The organism is Mycobacterium spongiae (assembly GCF_018278905.1).
Lineage (GTDB): Bacteria > Actinomycetota > Actinomycetes > Mycobacteriales > Mycobacteriaceae > Mycobacterium > Mycobacterium spongiae.
Genome location: NZ_CP046600.1, coordinates 4,014,114 through 4,030,668, shown reverse-complemented (window position 1 = coordinate 4,030,668; position 16,555 = coordinate 4,014,114). Strand labels below are relative to the sequence as shown.

The window sequence follows — 16,555 nt, the reverse complement described above, 5'->3', positions numbered from 1 at the left end:
GGGAGCCGATGTGAGATTCGTCATACCGGGCTGTCGCAACCGGGGTAGTCGGGATTTCCGGCCACCTTCGCGCCCCACGCGAGGGGGCGGTACCGGGGGCCGACGCGGCGTGACAAACTTGACGACGTGACGCGTCCGCGACCCCCAATCGGGCCTGCTATGGCCGGTGCGGTTGATCTCTCCGGTCTCAAACAGCGAGCCCAGCAGAACGCTCCGGCATCCGCCGCCGAAGGGGCAAAAACCGCAGGCCCCGGCGGCCCGGGTGGCACAGAAATCAGTGAAGCCAATTTCGAAGACCAGGTGATAATCCGGTCCGACGAGGTGCCGGTGGTGGTGCTGCTGTGGTCACCACGCAGTGACGTGTGCATCGAGCTGCGAGACGCGTTGTCCGGGTTGGCCGCTGCCGACAAAGGGACGTGGTCGCTGGCGACAGTCGACGTTGACGCGGCACCCAGAGTGGCGCAGATATTCGGTGTGCAGGCCGTCCCCACTGTAGTGGCTTTAGCTGCGGGACAGCCGATCTCGAGCTTTCAGGGTCCGCAGCCTGCCGATCAATTGCGGCGTTGGGTGGACTCACTGATTTCGGCTACGGCCGGAAAACTCGCGGGTGCAACGAGTTCCGAGGATGTGGAAGAAGTCGACCCGGCGGCAGCGCAGGCCCGCGCACACCTCGAGGCCGGCGACTTCGTCGCTGCCCGAACGTCTTACGAGGCAATCCTGGAGGCCGATTCGGGCAATGCCGAAGCGAAGGGGGCCATTCGGCAGATCGATTTCCTCACCCGCGCGTCGGGACAGCGTCCGGACGCCGTCGACGTCGCCGACGCCGCCCCCGCCGACATCGAGGCCGCATTTGCCGCTGCCGACGTACAACTCCTCAACCAGGATGTCAGTGCGGCGTTCAATCGTCTGATTGCGTTGGTGCGAAACACATCTGGTGATGATCGCACCAAGGTGCGCACTCGACTGATCGAGCTGTTCGAACTGTTCGACCCTGCCGATCCTGAGGTCATCGCGGCGCGCCGCAATCTCGCCAACGCGCTGTACTGAACACCCAAGCAGGCGAACGGGTTCACGAGTTCTGCGGACGTGGACGAAGGTGATCTCACATGGTCGCCAGTTCTCGTCGCCAGGTGGTGCGGGCGACTTGGTCGCCGCCCGCGCGGCTACGACGATCCGTCGAACCCGCTGACGCCGAGGGTCCCGCCGGTGCCGCCGATGCCGCCGGCGCCGTTCGCCGCGCCTCCTATCCCGCCGTTGCCGCCGTTGCCGCCGTTACCGAGGAACACCGCGTTGCCGCCGTCCCCGCCCTCACCGCCGGTGCCGGCCGCGTCCAAGTTTGCCCCGCCCGCCCCGCCGGCGCCGCCGTTGCCGATCAGGCCACCGGTTCCACCGTTGCCGCCCGCCCCACCGGGGCCAATGTCGGTGGCGGCGACGCCACCGATCCCGCCGATGCCGCCGTCGCCGAAGAGGAACCCGGCGTTGCCGCCGTTGCCGCCGTCCCCGCTGATGAAGCCGAGTCCGCCGATGCCGCCGGCGCCGCCCGAACCGGCGAGTGCGCCGGCATTGCCGCCGGCGCCACCGTTCCCGCCGATCGAGCCGTTGTCGATGGCGCTCCCGCCGGTGCCGCCGGAACCGCCGGAACCGAATAGTCCGCCGGCACCGCCGGCGCCACCGTCACCGGCGTTGGTCTTCGCGGCGTTTCCGCCGGAACCGCCGGAGCCGCCGTTGCTGAACAGACCGCCGCCACCGCCGGCGCCACCGTTGCCGCCTTTGGCGTCCGCTCCGTTACCGGACGCCTGCCCGCCTTCGCCGCCGGAGCCGCCGGAGCCGCCGGGACCGAACAGCCCGCCTGTTCCGCCAGCGCCGCCGACTCCGCCAACTCCGGAAGTCGCGGTGTCGCCGGCGCTCGCACCGCCGTCGCCGGCGGTCCCCCCGGAGCCCCCGGAGCCGAGTAGCCCACCGGCCCCGCCCGCGCCACCGGCACCGCCATCACCGGAAATCCCGGACGCCCCGCTGCTCTGCCCGCCGATCGCGCCGACACCACCTGCTCCGCCGTTGCCGAACAACCCGCCGGCCCCGCCGGCGCCGCCGGCGCCGCCATCCCCGGCCACCCCGTTCGCCCCGTCGGCCTGCCCGCCGGCCGCGCCGGCACCACCGGCTCCACCGCTGCCGAACAACCCGCCGGCCCCGCCGGCGCCGCCGGCGCCGCCGTCCGCGCCATCGGAGGAGGAGCTGCCCACGCCGCCCGTGCCGCCTGCGCCGCCGTCGCCGGTAAAGAGGCCACCGCCGCCGCCGGCACCGCCAGCACCGCCGGTTCCGCCGTTGATGCCGAACCCACCAGTGCCACCCGCGCCGCCATCGTTGAATAGGCCGCCGGCGCCACCGGCGCCACCGGTGCCGCCGGCGCCTGTGCCTGAGGCGAGCCCGCCTGTCCCACCCGCGCCGGCGGCGCCGAACAGGCCCAACGCCCCACTATTGCCGCCGGCCCCGCCGGCGCCGCCGCTGTCGCCGGCGCCGCCGGTGCCGCCGAGGCCGCCAGAACCGAACAGCAGGCCGGCGCCGCCGGCGCCGCCGGCACCGCCGGTGGCAGCAAAACCGTTGCCGCCGATCCCACCGCTACCGCCGTTGCCCCATATCAGCCCGCCGGTCCCGCCGACACCACCAGCCCCGCCGTTGCCGGCACCGGAGTCGCCGCCCGAGCCGCCGGGCCCGCCAGCGCCGAACAGGCCCGCGGCCCCGCCGGCGCCGCCAGCCTGGCCGGGTGCGCCCGACCCGCCGGCCCCACCATTGCCGAACAACAACCCGCCGGCCCCCCCAGCCTGCCCGGTCCCCGGTGCACCGTTGGCGCCGTTGCCGATCAGCGGGCGGCCCAACAACAGGTTGAAGGGCGCATTGATGGCGTCGAACAGGCCCTGCAACGGTGCCGCTGCGGCAGCCTCGGCCCCAGCGTAAGCGCCGGCGCTGTTCGTCAGGGTTTGGACGAACTGCGTGTGGAAGCCCGCCAACTGAGCACCGAGCGCTTGATAGGTCACGGCGTGCTCCTCGAACACCGCCGCGACAGCGGCCGATACTTCATCGGCGCCCGCAGCCAGAAGCCCTGTTGTGGGGGCGGCCGCTGCCGCGTTGGCCTGGGTGATAGCCGACCCGATACCCGCCAGATCCGAGGCCACCGCTGCGAGCGCCTCTGGCGCGGCGATTACGTACGACATCTACCTGATACCTCCCTGAGATGGCTTACGCGGACTACGACCGCGAATTAAGGGCGACGCTTGACGTTGCGCAAATACTTCTCGTTGTTTCGCGATTAGTCGGCCCCAGATGGGAATATGTGTGCAATGTGCACAGTAGTTTTGTCGTTTTGCACATTCGCGGTGTTTTAGCGATCCGCGTCTACCAGGGCGAGGTCGGTCACGATCGCTTTCCCGCCCGCTAGTCAAGCGCTCTGGGGCTGCCCATATTCGGTGAGACACGCCTATGTCGCAGCTGCGCAAGGCCGATGTTGCAGACAGCACAAACGATCGCGGTCTCGCTGCCCACAGGGCACATCAGGGCACATCAGGGCCCATCGAAATCGCTAAGCGGGCAAGCCGTCGAACCCGCTCACGCCGAGCAGCCCGCCAGTGCCACCGATCCCCGGGATGCCGGCGGTGGCGCCGGGGGGCGGCCCGGCGTTGCCGCCATTACCGCCGTTGCCGATCACCTGGGCGTCGCCGCCGCGCCCGCCGTTGCCGCCCGTGCTCGCTACACCCGTACTCGCGCCGCCGGCGCCGCCTGCGCCGCCGTCGCCGATCAGCCCAGCTTTTCCGCCGGCCCCGCCGTTACCACCGTCACCGGTTGAACCATCGCCGCCGAGGCCGCCGGCTCCGCCGGAGCCAACGATCAGCCCACCGTCGCTGCCGATCCCGCCGTGCCCGCCAGTGTCGCCGGAACCGCCAGTGCCGCCGGCGCCGCCGGAGCCGAACAGCAGGCCGGCTGGGCCGCCGTCCCCGCCCACCCCGCCAATCGAGCCCATTTCGGTGCCAGATCCGCCGGTTCCGCCGATGCCGCCTGAGGCGAACAGCCCGCCTGGACCGCCGGTTCCCCCGGTCCCGCCGAAGGTGCCGCCGCCGCCAGCACCACCGGCGCCGCCGGCGCCGAACAGCTCGAAGAGACCGGCAGCACCACCGGCCCCGCCGGTGCCGCCGATGAAACCCGGGCCGCCGGCGCCGCCGGCGCCAGCCAAGCCGAACAACCCGGCGGCGCCGCCGACACCGCCGGTCCCGCCGCCTGCGCCAAACCCGATACCTGCCCCACCGTTGCCGCCGATGCCACCAAAGCCCCACAGCAGCCCGCCCGCGCCGCCGGCACCGCCGGGCGCGCCTTCAAAGCTAGCGGGAGCGAAGGCGTTGCCGCCGACACCGCCGGCGCCGCCTGAGCCGAACAGCCCCGCGGCCCCGCCGGCCCCGCCGGCCTGGTCGGTTGCGCCGGATCCGCCCGCCCCGCCGTTGCCGAACAACAGCCCGCCGGCACCGCCGGCCTGCCCGGTACCGGGTGCTCCATTGGCGCCGTTGCCGATCAGCGGCCGTCCCAACAACGCGAGGGTGGGTGCATTGATCAGATCGAGCAGGCCCTGCAACGGTGCTGCGGCGGCGGCTTCGGCGCTGGAGTACGCGCCCGCACTCGCGGTCATCGTGTGGACGAACTGCTCGTGAAAGGTTGCCAGTCGGGTGCCGAGCGCCTGGTAGGCCTGGGCGTGCTCGCCGAACACCGCGGCCACGGCGGCCGACACGTCATCGGCACCGGCGGCCAGGATCCCGGTGGTCGGGGCCGCCGCCGCCGCGTTGGCCGCGGTGATTGCCGACCCGATACCGCTGATATCGGAGGCAACCCCTACCAATACCTCCGGCGCCGCAATCACATACGACATTCTGGAAACCTCCCAATGGGCTTATTGGCGAAAGGAATTGGGGCGCAACGAACAGAGTAGGCGCTCCCTCTCATCGGGTCGAGAACAAGCTTAACGTGGTTGGCCGGAACATATCCAGGTCTTCTAGGCGGGTTCCAGCCACAACGCCGAGTTCGCCGGCAGCACCAGCACCGCCGATGCGGGGCGGCCATGCCAAGGGTTGTCGCTGGCATCGACGCCACCCAGATTGCCGATCCCGGAGCCGCTGTAGACCGTCGCGTCCGTGTTGAGTACCTCGCGCCAGCGCCCGGCCCGGGGAAGACCGAGCCGGTAGCTGCTGTGCTCGGAACCAGCGAAATTGAATACGCACGCCACGACCGAACCGTCACTGCCGTAGCGCAGGAAGCTCAGGACGTTGTTGGCCGAGTCGTTGGCGTCGATCCAGGAGTAGCCCTCGGGGATGGTGTCTTGACTCCACAGTGCCGCGCGGCCCCGGTAAATGTCGTTGATGTCCTGTACCAGGCGCAGAATCCCATTGGAGAAACCGTTTTCGTCGAGTTGGAACCAGTCCAAACCGCGCTGTTCGGACCACTCGGCGCGTTGCCCGAACTCTTGTCCCATGAACAGCAATTGCTTGCCCGGGTGTGCCCATTGGTAGGCGAGCAGGCAGCGTAGACCGGCGGCCTTGGCATGGTTGCTGCCGGGCATCCGCCCCCACAGCGTGCCTTTGCCGTGCACCACCTCGTCGTGACTGAGCGGCAACACATAGTTCTCACTGAACGCGTAGAGCATGGAGAAGGTCATCTCGTGGTGGTGGTAGCTGCGGTACACCGGGTCGCGGCCGACGTAGTCGAGCGTGTCGTGCATCCAGCCCATATTCCACTTCATCGAAAAGCCCAGGCCGCCAATGCTCGTCGGCCGGGTCACCCCGGGCCAGGACGTCGACTCCTCGGCGATGGTGACGATGCCGGGAGCCGCGTTGTGCGCCGTTGCGTTCATCTCCTGCAAGAATTGCACCGCTTCCAGGTTCTCCCGTCCGCCATGAACGTTCGGGCTCCACCCGCCCTCGGGCCGCGAGTAGTCGAGGTAGAGCATCGACGCGACCGCGTCCACCCGCAGACCGTCGATATGGAATTCCTCGAGCCAGTACAACGCGTTGGCCACCAGGAAGTTGCGCACTTCAGGACGGCCGAAGTCGAAAACGTAAGTGCCCCAATCCAGCTGCTCGCCGCGCGTGGGGTCGGAATGCTCATACAGCGGCGTGCCGTCGAAACGCCCCAGCGCCCAGGCATCTTTGGGAAAGTGCGCCGGGACCCAATCCACGATGACCCCGATACCGGCTTGGTGCAACGCATCGACCAGGGCGCGGAAATCGTCGGGTGTGCCGAATCGCGATGTCGGCGCGTAGTAGGACGTGACTTGATATCCCCATGATCCGGCGAACGGGTGCTCGGCAACCGGCAGCAGCTCTACATGCGTAAACCGTTGTTCCGCTAGATAGTTCGTCAACTCGTGAGCAAGCTCGCGGTAACTGCGCCCGGGGCGCCACGAGCCTAGATGGACTTCGAGGGTGCTCATCGCCTCGCTCATCGGGTTGGCCTGCGCTCGCCGGGACATCCAGTTGCCGTCACTCCAGCGATAGTCGCTGACCGTCACCCGCGACGCGGTCTGGGGCGGGACTTCGGTACCGAACGCGAACGGGTCGGCCCGTTCGGTCACGACGCCGTCGGCGCCATGGACCCGGAACTTGTACAGACCATCGGTGGGGAAACCCGGCCAATACAATTCCCACACTCCGGAGGAGCCGAGCACCCGCATCGGTGCTTCGGTGCCGTTCCAGCTGTTGAAATCGCCAATCAAGCTCACGCCCTTGGCATTGGGCGCCCACACCGCAAACGACACGCCCGATACGACACCGTCGGCAGTGGTGAACGAACGGGCATGGGCGCCGAGCACCTCCCAGAGTCGTTCGTGACGTCCCTCGGCGAACAAGTGGAGGTCGACTTCGCCCAGAGTGGGTAGGAATCGGTATGCGTCAGCGACCGTGTGTGGACGGGAGCCCTCGTAGCGCACCTGGAGGCGGTAGTCGATGAGGTCGATGAACGGCAACGCGACAGCAAACAGGCCGGAATCCAGGTGCTGCAGAGGGAATCGATCCTCCCCGACTAGCGCAACCACCTCAACCGCGTGCGGACGGAACGCCCGGATGACGGTGTGGTCTCCGTCCTCGTGGGCACCCAGAATGGCATGTGGGTTGTGGTGCTCGCCTGCGACCAACCGCGCGAGCTCGGCCGGTTTGAGTGCCAGACGCCCCCCAGCGATCTGGTCGGATCGTTTCCGGGATGGACTCACGTTATCCGTCATCTCCTGCTGAGCAGCGTGATTCGGGACTCGTGCGGGATGACCGGCATGTTGATGATGTGGGCGACCGCGCGGCCCGGGTCGATCCGGATGTAATTAACTTGCCCCCAGTGGTATTCCTCCCCGGTTATCTCGTCGCGCACCCAAAACCGATCGTAGGGCTGCATGCCTAGCGCTGCCATGTCCAGCCACAGCGTCGCTTCCTCAGTGCCGAAGGCGTTGAGAGTGACGACAACCAACACACAGTCGCCGGTGGCCGGATCGAATTTGCTGTAGGCCAGGAGCGCGTCGCTATCGATGGCATGGAAGAAAATGGTGCGCAACTGCTGCAGCGCTGGATGCAGCCGGCGAATGGTGTTGAGCGCCGTAATGAACGGCTCCAGCGACGTGCCCGCGGCCAGCGCACCCGAAAAATCACGGGGACGCAGTTCGTATTTCTCTGAGTCCAGGTATTCTTCGCTGCCCTCCCGCACCGCACGGTGCTCAAAGAGCTCGTACCCCGAATACATTCCCCAGGCTGGACTCATGGTCGCCGCCAGCACCGCGCGGATGGCGAACATTCCTGGCCCATGGTGCTGCAGCACAGCGTGCAAGATGTCTGGGGTGTTGACGAACAGGTTCGGTCGCCGATAGTCCGCGAGCTCGGCGATATCGCGCCCGAATTCGGTGAGTTCCCCCTTTGCGGTGCGCCAGGTGAAGTAGCTGTAGGACTGGGTGAACCCGAGCTTGGCCAACCCGTACTGGCGGGCTGGCGGCGTGAACGCCTCGGACAGAAACAGCACGTCGGCATCGACGGTCTTCACCTGGTGGATCAACCAGGACCAGAAGTTGGGTGGCTTGGTGTGCGGGTTGTCGACCCGAAAGAACTTGACCCCGTGGTCGACCCAGTGCAGCACCACCCGCAGGACTTCTTCACAGAGGCCGATGGGGTCGTTGTCGAAATTGAGCGGATAGATGTCCTGATACTTCTTCGGTGGATTCTCCGCGTATGCGATGCTGCCGTCCGGCAACTCGGTGAACCACTGGCGGTGTTCGCGAGCCCACGGGTGGTCCGGTGCGCATTGCAGCGCCAGATCCAGGGCTATCTCCAGGCCTAGGTTGCTGGCCGCGGCGACGAAATCGTCGAAATCGTCGATGGTCCCCAGCCGGGGATGAACGGCGTCGTGACCGCCCGCATCGCTGCCGATCGCCCAGGGCGACCCCACATCCCCCGCTGTGGCGGTCGGGGAGTTGTTGCGGCCCTTGCGGTGTACGTTGCCGATCGGGTGTATTGGCGGCAGGTACACCACGTCAAACCCCATTGCGGCGATCCGGGGGAGTGCGGCGGTGGCTGTGGCGAACGTGCCGTGCACCGGGTTCCCGTCGTCGTCCCAACCGCCGGTTGAGCGTGGAAACATTTCGTACCACGCGCCAAACCGGGCCAACGGCCTATCCACCCAGACGCCGAATTGGTCGCCGCGGGTGACCAAGTCCCGTAGCGGGTAGTCGGCGAGGAGCTCCTCGATCTCGGGCGCAAGGGCCAGCGCGGTGCGCATCAGCGGATCCCCTGGGGTCCGCAGCGCTGCCGCCGTGGCCAGCAGCGGATCGCGGCGCGCGCGCGGCGCCCCGGTCGCGGCGCGCTCGAACAGCGCGGCGCCGACCAACAGATCGTTGGACAGTTCTCGTTCGCCCTGGCCGGCGTCCAGTTTGGCAACCAGCGCGTGTCGCCAAGTGTGGATCGGGTCACCCCAGCCGTCGACCCGGAAGGTCCACAATCCGACCTTGTCGGGGGTGAAGTGACTGTGGAACACAAAGGGCTCGTCGCTCGTTGCCATCCGGAACTGCAGCGGTTTGACGCGCTGGCTGGCTTCGGCTGCCGGGGGCTCGACCCCCTGAATCGGGTGTCCGTCCGCGACGCGCGGGTACCCCGATCCCAGGTAGCGAACAACCAAAGTGGCGGCTACCGCCTCGTGGCCTTCGCGCCATACCGTGGCGCGGATCGAGACCACCTCACCGACCACCGCCTTAGCGGGGTATGCGCCGCACGAAACAACGGGCGCGACGTCGTCGATCTCGACACGACCGGGCACCCAACACTCCGTTTCCGTTGTGATTTGTCCGGCTGCTCGCCGGGAGTTCTTGTGTGTCGCTTCTTTCTGCGGTCGTCTCTTTCTGTGGTCGTCCCTGCGCCCACTAACCACCCTAGTGGCCCGCCATGCCGGCAGGCGTGACGCGGTGGCAGTCACCGCCGCCTCCGGCCGTGCACGGCGCGAAATCCTCAGTAAGCTAACGATGCGTGAAGGCTCTCCGTCGGTTTACTGTCCGTGCCCACCTACCGGACCGCCTTGCCGCGCTCGACAAGCTGTCGACCAACCTCCGTTGGTCGTGGGACCAGCCCACACAAGACCTGTTTGCGGCCATTGACTCGACCCTATGGGCGCAATGTGGCAGGGATCCGGTGGCGCTGTTGGGCGCGGTGAGTCCGGCACGGCTCGACGAAGTGGCACTGGACGAAGAATTCTTAGCCCGGCTCGACGGGCTGGCGGCCGACCTGGACGACTATTTGCGCCGGCCACTGTGGTACCAGGAGCAACAGGACGCTGGTGGGGCGCAGACATCCGAGCCAACCCTGCCTACCGGTATCGCGTACTTCTCGATGGAATTCGGGGTCGCCGAAGTGTTGCCCAATTACTCAGGCGGCCTTGGGATTCTCGCTGGCGACCACCTGAAAGCGGCGTCCGACCTGGGGGTGCCCCTGATTGCGGTGGGTCTGCACTACCGGTCTGGGTATTTCCGGCAGTCGTTGACCGCGGAAGGCTGGCAGCACGAGACGTACCCGGCGCTGGACCCGCAGGGGCTGCCGTTGCGGCTACTCACTAACTCCGGTGGCGACGCCGTACTGGTTGAACTGGCCCTGCCGGACTCCGCAACACTTCGGGCGCGGGTATGGGTTGCGCAGGTGGGCCGGGTGCCGCTGCTCCTGCTGGATTCCGATATCCCGGAGAACGAGCACGACCTGCGCAGTGTCACGGACCGCCTCTACGGTGGCGACCAGGAACACCGCATCAAGCAAGAGATCCTGGCCGGAATCGGCGGAGTGCGGGCGATCCGCGCATTCACCGCCATCGAAAGCCTCAGTCCGCCCGAGGTCTTTCATATGAATGAGGGTCACGCCGGGTTCCTCGGCGTGGAGCGCATCCGCGAACTGGTCACCGACTCAGGCTTGGACTTCGACGCCGCCCTGGCGGTCGTCCGCTCCAGCACGGTGTTCACGACGCACACCCCGGTGGCCGCCGGTATCGACCGGTTTCCGCTCGAGATGGTGCAGCGCTACTTTGGCGACGAGACCGACGGCGATGGCGCATCCCGGCTGTTGCCGGGCCTGCCGACCAGCCGGATCACTGCGTTGGGCGCCGAAGACGACCCCGCCAAGTTCAACATGGCCCACATGGGTCTGCGGCTGGCGCAGCGTGCCAACGGCGTCTCGTTGCTCCACGGCAGGGTGAGTCGGGCCATGTTCAACGAGCTGTGGCCGGGATTCGACCACGATGAGGTGCCGATCGGGTCGATTACCAATGGCGTGCACGCACGTACCTGGGCCGCGCCGCAGTGGTTGCAGCTGGGCCGCGAGCTGACCGGGTCGGACTCGTTCGGCGCGCCTGCTCAGTGGCTGCGGTTGCAGCAGGTCGATCCGGGGCACCTATGGTCGATCCGCTCACGACTGAGGTCCCATCTGGTCGAGGACATCCGGGTGCGGTTGCGCCAATCATGGCTCGAACGCGGTGCTTCAGAAGCCGAACTAGGCTGGATTGCAACGGCATTCGACCAAGACGTGCTTACCGTTGGATTCGCTCGCCGGGTTCCCACATACAAGCGGCTCACGCTGATGTTGCGTGATCCAGATCGGCTGGAACGACTGCTGCTCGACGAAGAGAAGCCGATCCAGCTGATCGTGGCGGGGAAGTCGCACCCCGCCGACGATGGTGGCAAAGCGCTGATCCAGCAGGTGGTGCGGTTTGCCGACCGGCCGGAGGTCCGCCACCGCATTGCCTTCCTGCCCAACTACGACATGTCGATGGCCCGGTCGTTGTATTGGGGCTGTGACGTCTGGCTGAACAACCCACTGCGGCCGCTAGAGGCGTGCGGCACTTCGGGGATGAAAAGCGCCCTCAACGGCGGGCTGAATCTGTCTATCCGCGACGGCTGGTGGGACGAGTGCTACGACGGCGAAAACGGTTGGGAGATACCGTCTGCCGACGGTGTGGCAGACGAGGTTCGCCGCGACGACCTGGAAGCCGGCGCGCTCTACGACCTGCTCGAACAAACGGTCGCACCGAAGTTCTACGAGCGCGATGAACGCGGGGTACCGCCGCGGTGGATCGAGATGGTGCGGCACACCCTGCAGACGCTGGGTCCCAAGGTGCTGGCTTCCCGGATGGTGCGCGACTACGTCGAGCACTACTACAGCCCCGCGGCGCAGTCGTGTCGCAGGACCGTCGGAACCGGTGACGGCGTCGAAAGGGCGGCGGTCCCGTTCGAGGCGGCCCGCGAGTTAGCGGATTATCGCCGGCGCGCCGAAGAAGCATGGCCCCGGATCGATATCACCGACGTTGACAGCACCGGCCTGCCGGATACCCCCTTGCTCGGCTCGAAGCTGACACTTACAGCCACCGTGGGGCTGGCCGGGTTGAGCCCCGACGAGGTGACGGTGCAGGCGGTCTTGGGCCGAGTCGACGCGGGCGACATGTTGCTCGATGCGGTCACCGTGGAGATGTCGCACGTCGGCGCCGGCGACTCCGGCACCGAGATCTATTCGACGACAACACCGTTGCCAGTAGCCGGTGCGGTGGGGTACACGGTTCGCGTGCTGCCCCGCCATCGAATGCTCGCTGACGCCAATGAGCTTGGCCTGGTTACTCTGGCTTGACGGCTGCAGTGCCCTCGTGCGGCGAGGACGCTGCTAGCCGTGCCAGAGCTCCCCGCACCTGCTCGGCGCTCGTGGTCTGCCAGAACGGTGGCAGCGAGGCTCGCAGGAATCCGCCGTAGGACGCGGTGGCCATCCGCGAATCCAGCACGGCAACCACGCCCCGGTCGCTGACCCTGCGCAACAGCCGGCCCGAACCCTGGGCCAGCAACAAAGCGGCATGGCTGGCCGCCACCGCCATGAAACCGTTGCCGCCGCGCGCAGCTACCGCACGTTGGCGAGCGCTCAGCAGGGGATCGTCGGGGCGGGGGAACGGGATGCGGTCGATCAACACCAGCGATAGCGACGGCCCCGGCACGTCGACGCCTTGCCACAGCGACAGCGTGCCGAACAGCGAGGCCGTGATGTCGTCAGTGAACTGCTCGACCAGCGCCGATGTGCTGTCCTCGCCTTGACACAACACTGGCGTGGACAATCGTTCGCGCATGGCCTCGGCGGCGGCCTTGGCTGCCCGCATCGACGAGAACAGTCCCAGGGTGCGCCCGCCCGCGGCGGCGATGAGCTCGGCGATCTCGGTCAGCTGCTCGGACGAGCCGGTGCCGTCCCGGCCCGGTGGCGGCAGATGTGCAGCGACGTAGAGGATTCCGGACTTGGCGTGATGAAACGGCGAGCCGACGTCCAGGCCACGCCATGAGAGATCTTCAGCATCACCGTCGGCGTCCTCACCGCTGTCGGCGCCGGTGAGCCCCCACGCCGTGGCCATCGCGTCGAAGGACCCGCCGACTGTCAGCGTTGCCGACGTCAACACCGTCGTTGCACGGGAGAACATCTTGGTGGCAAGCAGTTCCGCCACCGACAACGGTGCCACCCGCAACGCGGCGCGCAGCGATCCGCGGTTGTCCTCGTGGTCCAGCCACACGACGTCGGTGCGATCGGGGACCGCGGGGGAGAACGATGTCAGGATCCGCGCTGCGGTATCAGAGATCTCGGCCAGTGCTGCGGCCGCTTCGGCGCGCACCCCCGCCGCCGTGGCGTCGCTCGTTGTGCCGATCGCCGACCGCGCCGCACTCGCCGCGTCGCGCAGCGCGGCCAGGTACGTTGCCATCTCCTCGTCGAGATGATCGACGCGGCCGGGTCGAATGATGTCGGCGTCGTGAATTGCCGCACCGAAGGTGGCGGTTGCGGCCTCCAGACGCTCGATCACCTCGGGGTCCACCAGGCGGGTGATTCGCCGCGTCGCGACACCGAGGGCAGCTGACGTCAGCTCCGCGGCGGCTACCGATGTCACCCGGTCGACCAGCTCGTGCGCTTCGTCGACAACCAGCAGCGCGTGTTCGGGCAGGACCGCCGAGTCGGCGACGGCATCGATGGCCAGCAGGGCGTGGTTGGTGACGACGATATCGGCGGTGCCCGCCTGGGCGCGTGCGCGTTCGGAGAAACACTCGGAGCCGAAGGGGCAGCGCGCCACGCCGATACATTCCCGGGCCGAGACGCTGACCTGCGACCACGACCGGTCGGAAACGCCGGGTTTGAGGTCGTCACGGTCACCGGAGTCAGTCGTGGACGCCCATGCGGTCAGGCGTTGGACGTCGCGGCCCAGGGCCGTGACCGCCATCGGGTCGAACAGCTCCTCTTGGGGCCGTTCGTTGTCTTCCTCGCCGCTACCGCCGCCGTGGATCTTGTTCAGGCACAGATAGTTCCGTCGTCCCTTGAGCAGTGCGAACTGCGGACTCCGCGGCAGTGCCGCCGCGAGCGAATCGGCTAGCCGGGGCAGGTCGCGGTCAACGAGTTGGCGCTGCAGCGCGATAGTCGCGGTGGAAACCACGACCGGGGCGGTGTCGGTGACCGCCCTGGCAATCGCTGGAACCAGATACGCCAGCGATTTGCCGGTTCCGGTACCTGCCTGGACGACCAAGTGTTCGCCGGCCTCGAAGGCCTCAGCGACCGCGGTGGCCATTTCCAGCTGGCCCGGCCGCTGCGTGCCCGCTAGCGCGGCTACCGCCAGGGCCAACAGCTCGGGTACGGACACAGACACGTCGGGCGTGGCTACTCCTTTGTAGGTCGGTGTTGACTTGCGAGTGGGTTGGCGGGCGCGGCCCGGCACGCCGACGGTATCTGATTGCTCGACTCTTGCCCGGACTACCCGTGGCGCTATGCGGTCACGGTTCGGTCAGCAGCGTCGGGATCGCGGGGTCGCCCGGAGCCAGCTTCAGACCCTCCCACGGCAGGCTTTCTAGCCCGGATGCCACCCGCTCCCGTGCCGCGACCAGGTCGCAACCGGCCACCAGCTGCCCGTCCCGGACCAGCGGCGTCGTCAGCATCCGGGAAGGTCCGGTGTCGGCTGGCGGCTGCCCGGCGGGATAGACAACCTCCTCGGTGATCGTGCCGGTCGAACGACTGCGTCGCAGCGCTTCTTTACGGCCGCCGCGGGACTCCTTGTGGTTGCTGCGCTTGCGAACCGGTATGCCGTCCACTTCGACCAGCTTGTACACCATGTTCGCCGTCGGCGCGCCGGAGCCCGTGACCAGCGATGTGCCGACGCCGTAGCGGTCCACGGGTTCTGCGCGCAGCGCGGCGATGGCGAACTCGTCAAGATCGCCGGACACCACGATGCGGGTCTGAGTGGCCCCGAGCTGGTCGAGCAGGTCACGCGCCTGGCGGGCCAGCACCCCCAGCTCGCCGGAGTCGATGCGCACCGCACCGAGCGTCGGGCCGGCGGCGGCCACGGCATTGGCTACGCCGGTCGCCACGTCATAGGTATCCACCAGCAGCGTGGTGCCAGGGCCGAACGCGTCGACCTGAGCTCGGAACGCGGCCGGTTCATCGGGCCCGTCCTGGCGAGTGTGCACCATGGTGAACGCATGTGCGGCGGTACCTGCTGCGGGGACTCCGTATCGTCGTTGGGCTTCCAGGTTGGACGATGCGGAGAAGCCCGCGAGGTAGGCGGCCCGAGCCGCAGCAACCGCCGCGCGCTCATGGGTTCGTCGCGACCCCATCTCGATCAGGGGTCGCTGCCGGGCGGCGCTGACCATGCGCGCGGCCGCCGAGGCAATTGCTGTGTCATGGTTGAAAATCGACAGCACCAGCGTCTCCAGCACTACGCATTCGGCGAAACTGCCATGTACTGAGAGCACCGGCGACCCTGGGAAGTACAGCTCGCCCTCGGCGTAGCCATCGATGTCGCCGCTGAAGCGGAAATCTGCCAGGTAGGCCAACGTGTCGGGGTCAAGGAACTCGGCCAGCAACTCGCATGCGCGCGCGTCGAACCGGAACTGCGGCAAAGTTTCTAACAGCCGCCCGGTCCCGGCGACCACGCCGTAGCGACGTCCAGGGGGGAGGCGACGGGCGAACACCTCAAACGTGGTTCGGCGTTCGGCAACGCCGTCGCGCAGCGCGGCCGCGAGCATGGTCAGCTCGTACTTGTCGGTCAGCAGCCCATCCACAACGCCACGCTATCGGCTGACAGTGTCGTGCTCGGTATCCTGGGGCCATGGTTGTTGTGTCAGCTCCGGCCAAGCCGGGCACCACGGGGCAACGCGAGTCTGCGCCGGTTGACGTGGCGGCCAGTCCGTGGGTAACCATCGTGTGGGACGATCCCGTCAACCTTATGACCTATGTCACCTACGTGTTCCAGAAGTTGTTCGGATACAGCGAGCCGCACGCCACCAAGCTCATGCTTCAGGTGCACAACGAAGGTAAGGCCGTGGTGTCGGCCGGTAGCCGGGAATCCATGGAAATCGACGTGTCCAAACTGCACGCCGCGGGCTTGTGGGCGACGATGCAGCAGGACCGGTGAGATTCGCGGGTATCCGGATCCATCGTGCGCAAGTGGAAGCGCGTCGAAACACGCAACGGCCCCCGGTTTCGGTCGTCGTTGGCCCCGCATGAGGCGGCCTTGCTCAAGAATCTGGTCACCGCGATGATCGGTCTGTTTGATCAGCGCCAATCCTCTTCGCCGTCCGACGAACTCGAGGAGATCACCGGTATCAGGACCGGGCATTCGCAACGGCCGGGCGACCCCACGCTCAGCCGGCTGCTGCCCGATTTCTATCGGCCGGACGATGACAATCCGTTGGCCATCGATGACCCGGAAAGCCTCAACGCTGCCCTGCGCAGTCTGCACGAACCCGAGGTCATCGACGCCAAACGTGGCGCCGCACAGCGGTTACTGGATACGGTTCCGGCCAATGGCGGCCGGCTCGAACTCACCGAGGACACTGCCAACGCGTGGATCACGGCCGTCAACGACCTTCGGCTCACGTTGGGGGTCATGCTCGAGATCGGCCCGGAGGGCCCAAAACGCTTGCCGGCTGACAATCCGATGGCCGTCCATTTCGACGTCTACCAGTGGCTGACGGTGCTGCAGGAATACCTGGTCTTGGTGTTGATGGGGCGGCCCCAATGAC

Annotated in this window: 10 protein-coding genes; 4 read left to right on the top strand and 6 right to left on the bottom strand. The window is 67.5% G+C overall.

Annotation, left to right across the window (positions count from 1 at the left end; all coding sequences use genetic code 11):
- The first annotated feature begins 126 nt into the window (after positions 1–126).
- Positions 127–1,047 carry a tetratricopeptide repeat protein gene (locus F6B93_RS16300; protein ID WP_211696002.1) on the top strand — a complete coding sequence of 307 codons (921 nt, stop codon included), beginning with the start codon at positions 127–129 and terminating at the stop codon, positions 1,045–1,047.
- 116 nt (positions 1,048–1,163) lie between these two features.
- Here the strand turns inward: F6B93_RS16300 and F6B93_RS16295 are convergent, their stop codons facing one another.
- The 4 genes from F6B93_RS16295 to F6B93_RS16280 form a co-directional block, all read right to left on the bottom strand.
- Positions 1,164–3,209: a PE family protein gene (locus tag F6B93_RS16295; protein WP_211696001.1), complete on the bottom strand. Its 2,046-nt coding sequence runs from the start codon at positions 3,207–3,209 to the stop codon at positions 1,164–1,166.
- Positions 3,210–3,574: 365 nt separating this feature from the next.
- On the bottom strand, positions 3,575–4,906 hold the full coding sequence (locus tag F6B93_RS16290; RefSeq protein ID WP_211696000.1) for a PE family protein: 1,332 nt from the start codon (positions 4,904–4,906) through the stop codon (positions 3,575–3,577).
- 123 nt (positions 4,907–5,029) lie between these two features.
- Positions 5,030–7,249, bottom strand: a complete 2,220-nt coding sequence (glgB, locus tag F6B93_RS16285; RefSeq protein ID WP_211695999.1) for a 1,4-alpha-glucan branching protein GlgB — start codon at positions 7,247–7,249, stop codon at positions 5,030–5,032.
- Positions 7,246–9,315 (bottom strand): alpha-1,4-glucan--maltose-1-phosphate maltosyltransferase, encoded by a 2,070-nt coding sequence (locus F6B93_RS16280; RefSeq protein ID WP_211695998.1) that lies wholly within the window; start codon positions 9,313–9,315, stop codon positions 7,246–7,248. The genes glgB and F6B93_RS16280 overlap by 4 nt, the downstream gene beginning before the upstream one ends.
- Positions 9,316–9,521: 206 nt before the next feature.
- Here F6B93_RS16280 and glgP point away from each other — a divergent pair, with 206 nt between their 5' ends.
- A complete protein-coding gene (gene glgP / locus F6B93_RS16275) occupies positions 9,522–12,152 on the top strand; it encodes an alpha-glucan family phosphorylase (RefSeq protein WP_211695997.1) in 2,631 nt (876 codons plus the stop codon).
- Here the strand turns inward: glgP and F6B93_RS16270 are convergent.
- On the bottom strand, positions 12,139–14,184 hold the full coding sequence (locus F6B93_RS16270) for an ATP-dependent DNA helicase (protein ID WP_211695996.1): 2,046 nt from the start codon (positions 14,182–14,184) through the stop codon (positions 12,139–12,141). The two genes, glgP and F6B93_RS16270, sit on opposite strands and share 14 nt — an antisense overlap.
- Positions 14,185–14,308: 124 nt before the next feature.
- The gene (locus tag F6B93_RS16265) at positions 14,309–15,592 is read right to left on the bottom strand and encodes a nicotinate phosphoribosyltransferase (protein ID WP_281426094.1); all 1,284 of its coding nucleotides are present in this window, start codon (positions 15,590–15,592) and stop codon (positions 14,309–14,311) included.
- A 47-nt stretch (positions 15,593–15,639) separates the two neighbouring features.
- Here F6B93_RS16265 and clpS point away from each other — a divergent pair, with 47 nt between their 5' ends.
- On the top strand, positions 15,640–15,945 hold the full coding sequence (gene clpS, locus F6B93_RS16260) for an ATP-dependent Clp protease adapter ClpS (protein WP_211695995.1): 306 nt from the start codon (positions 15,640–15,642) through the stop codon (positions 15,943–15,945).
- 24 nt (positions 15,946–15,969) lie between these two features.
- A complete protein-coding gene (gene aosR / locus F6B93_RS16255; protein ID WP_211695994.1) occupies positions 15,970–16,554 on the top strand; it encodes an oxidative stress transcriptional regulator AosR in 585 nt (194 codons plus the stop codon).
- The last annotated feature ends 1 nt before the right edge of the window (position 16,555 follow it).

Bases quoted from the DNA above. Each gene is read 5' to 3' on its own strand.
- F6B93_RS16295 (WP_211696001.1), bottom strand. From the start codon at position 3,209: ATGTCGTACGTAATCGCCGCGCCAGAGGCGCTCGCAGCGGTGGCCTCG.
- F6B93_RS16290 (WP_211696000.1), bottom strand. From the start codon at position 4,906: ATGTCGTATGTGATTGCGGCGCCGGAGGTATTGGTAGGGGTTGCCTCC.
- glgB (WP_211695999.1), bottom strand. From the start codon at position 7,249: ATGACGGATAACGTGAGTCCATCCCGGAAACGATCCGACCAGATCGCT.
- clpS (WP_211695995.1), top strand. From the start codon at position 15,640: ATGGTTGTTGTGTCAGCTCCGGCCAAGCCGGGCACCACGGGGCAACGC.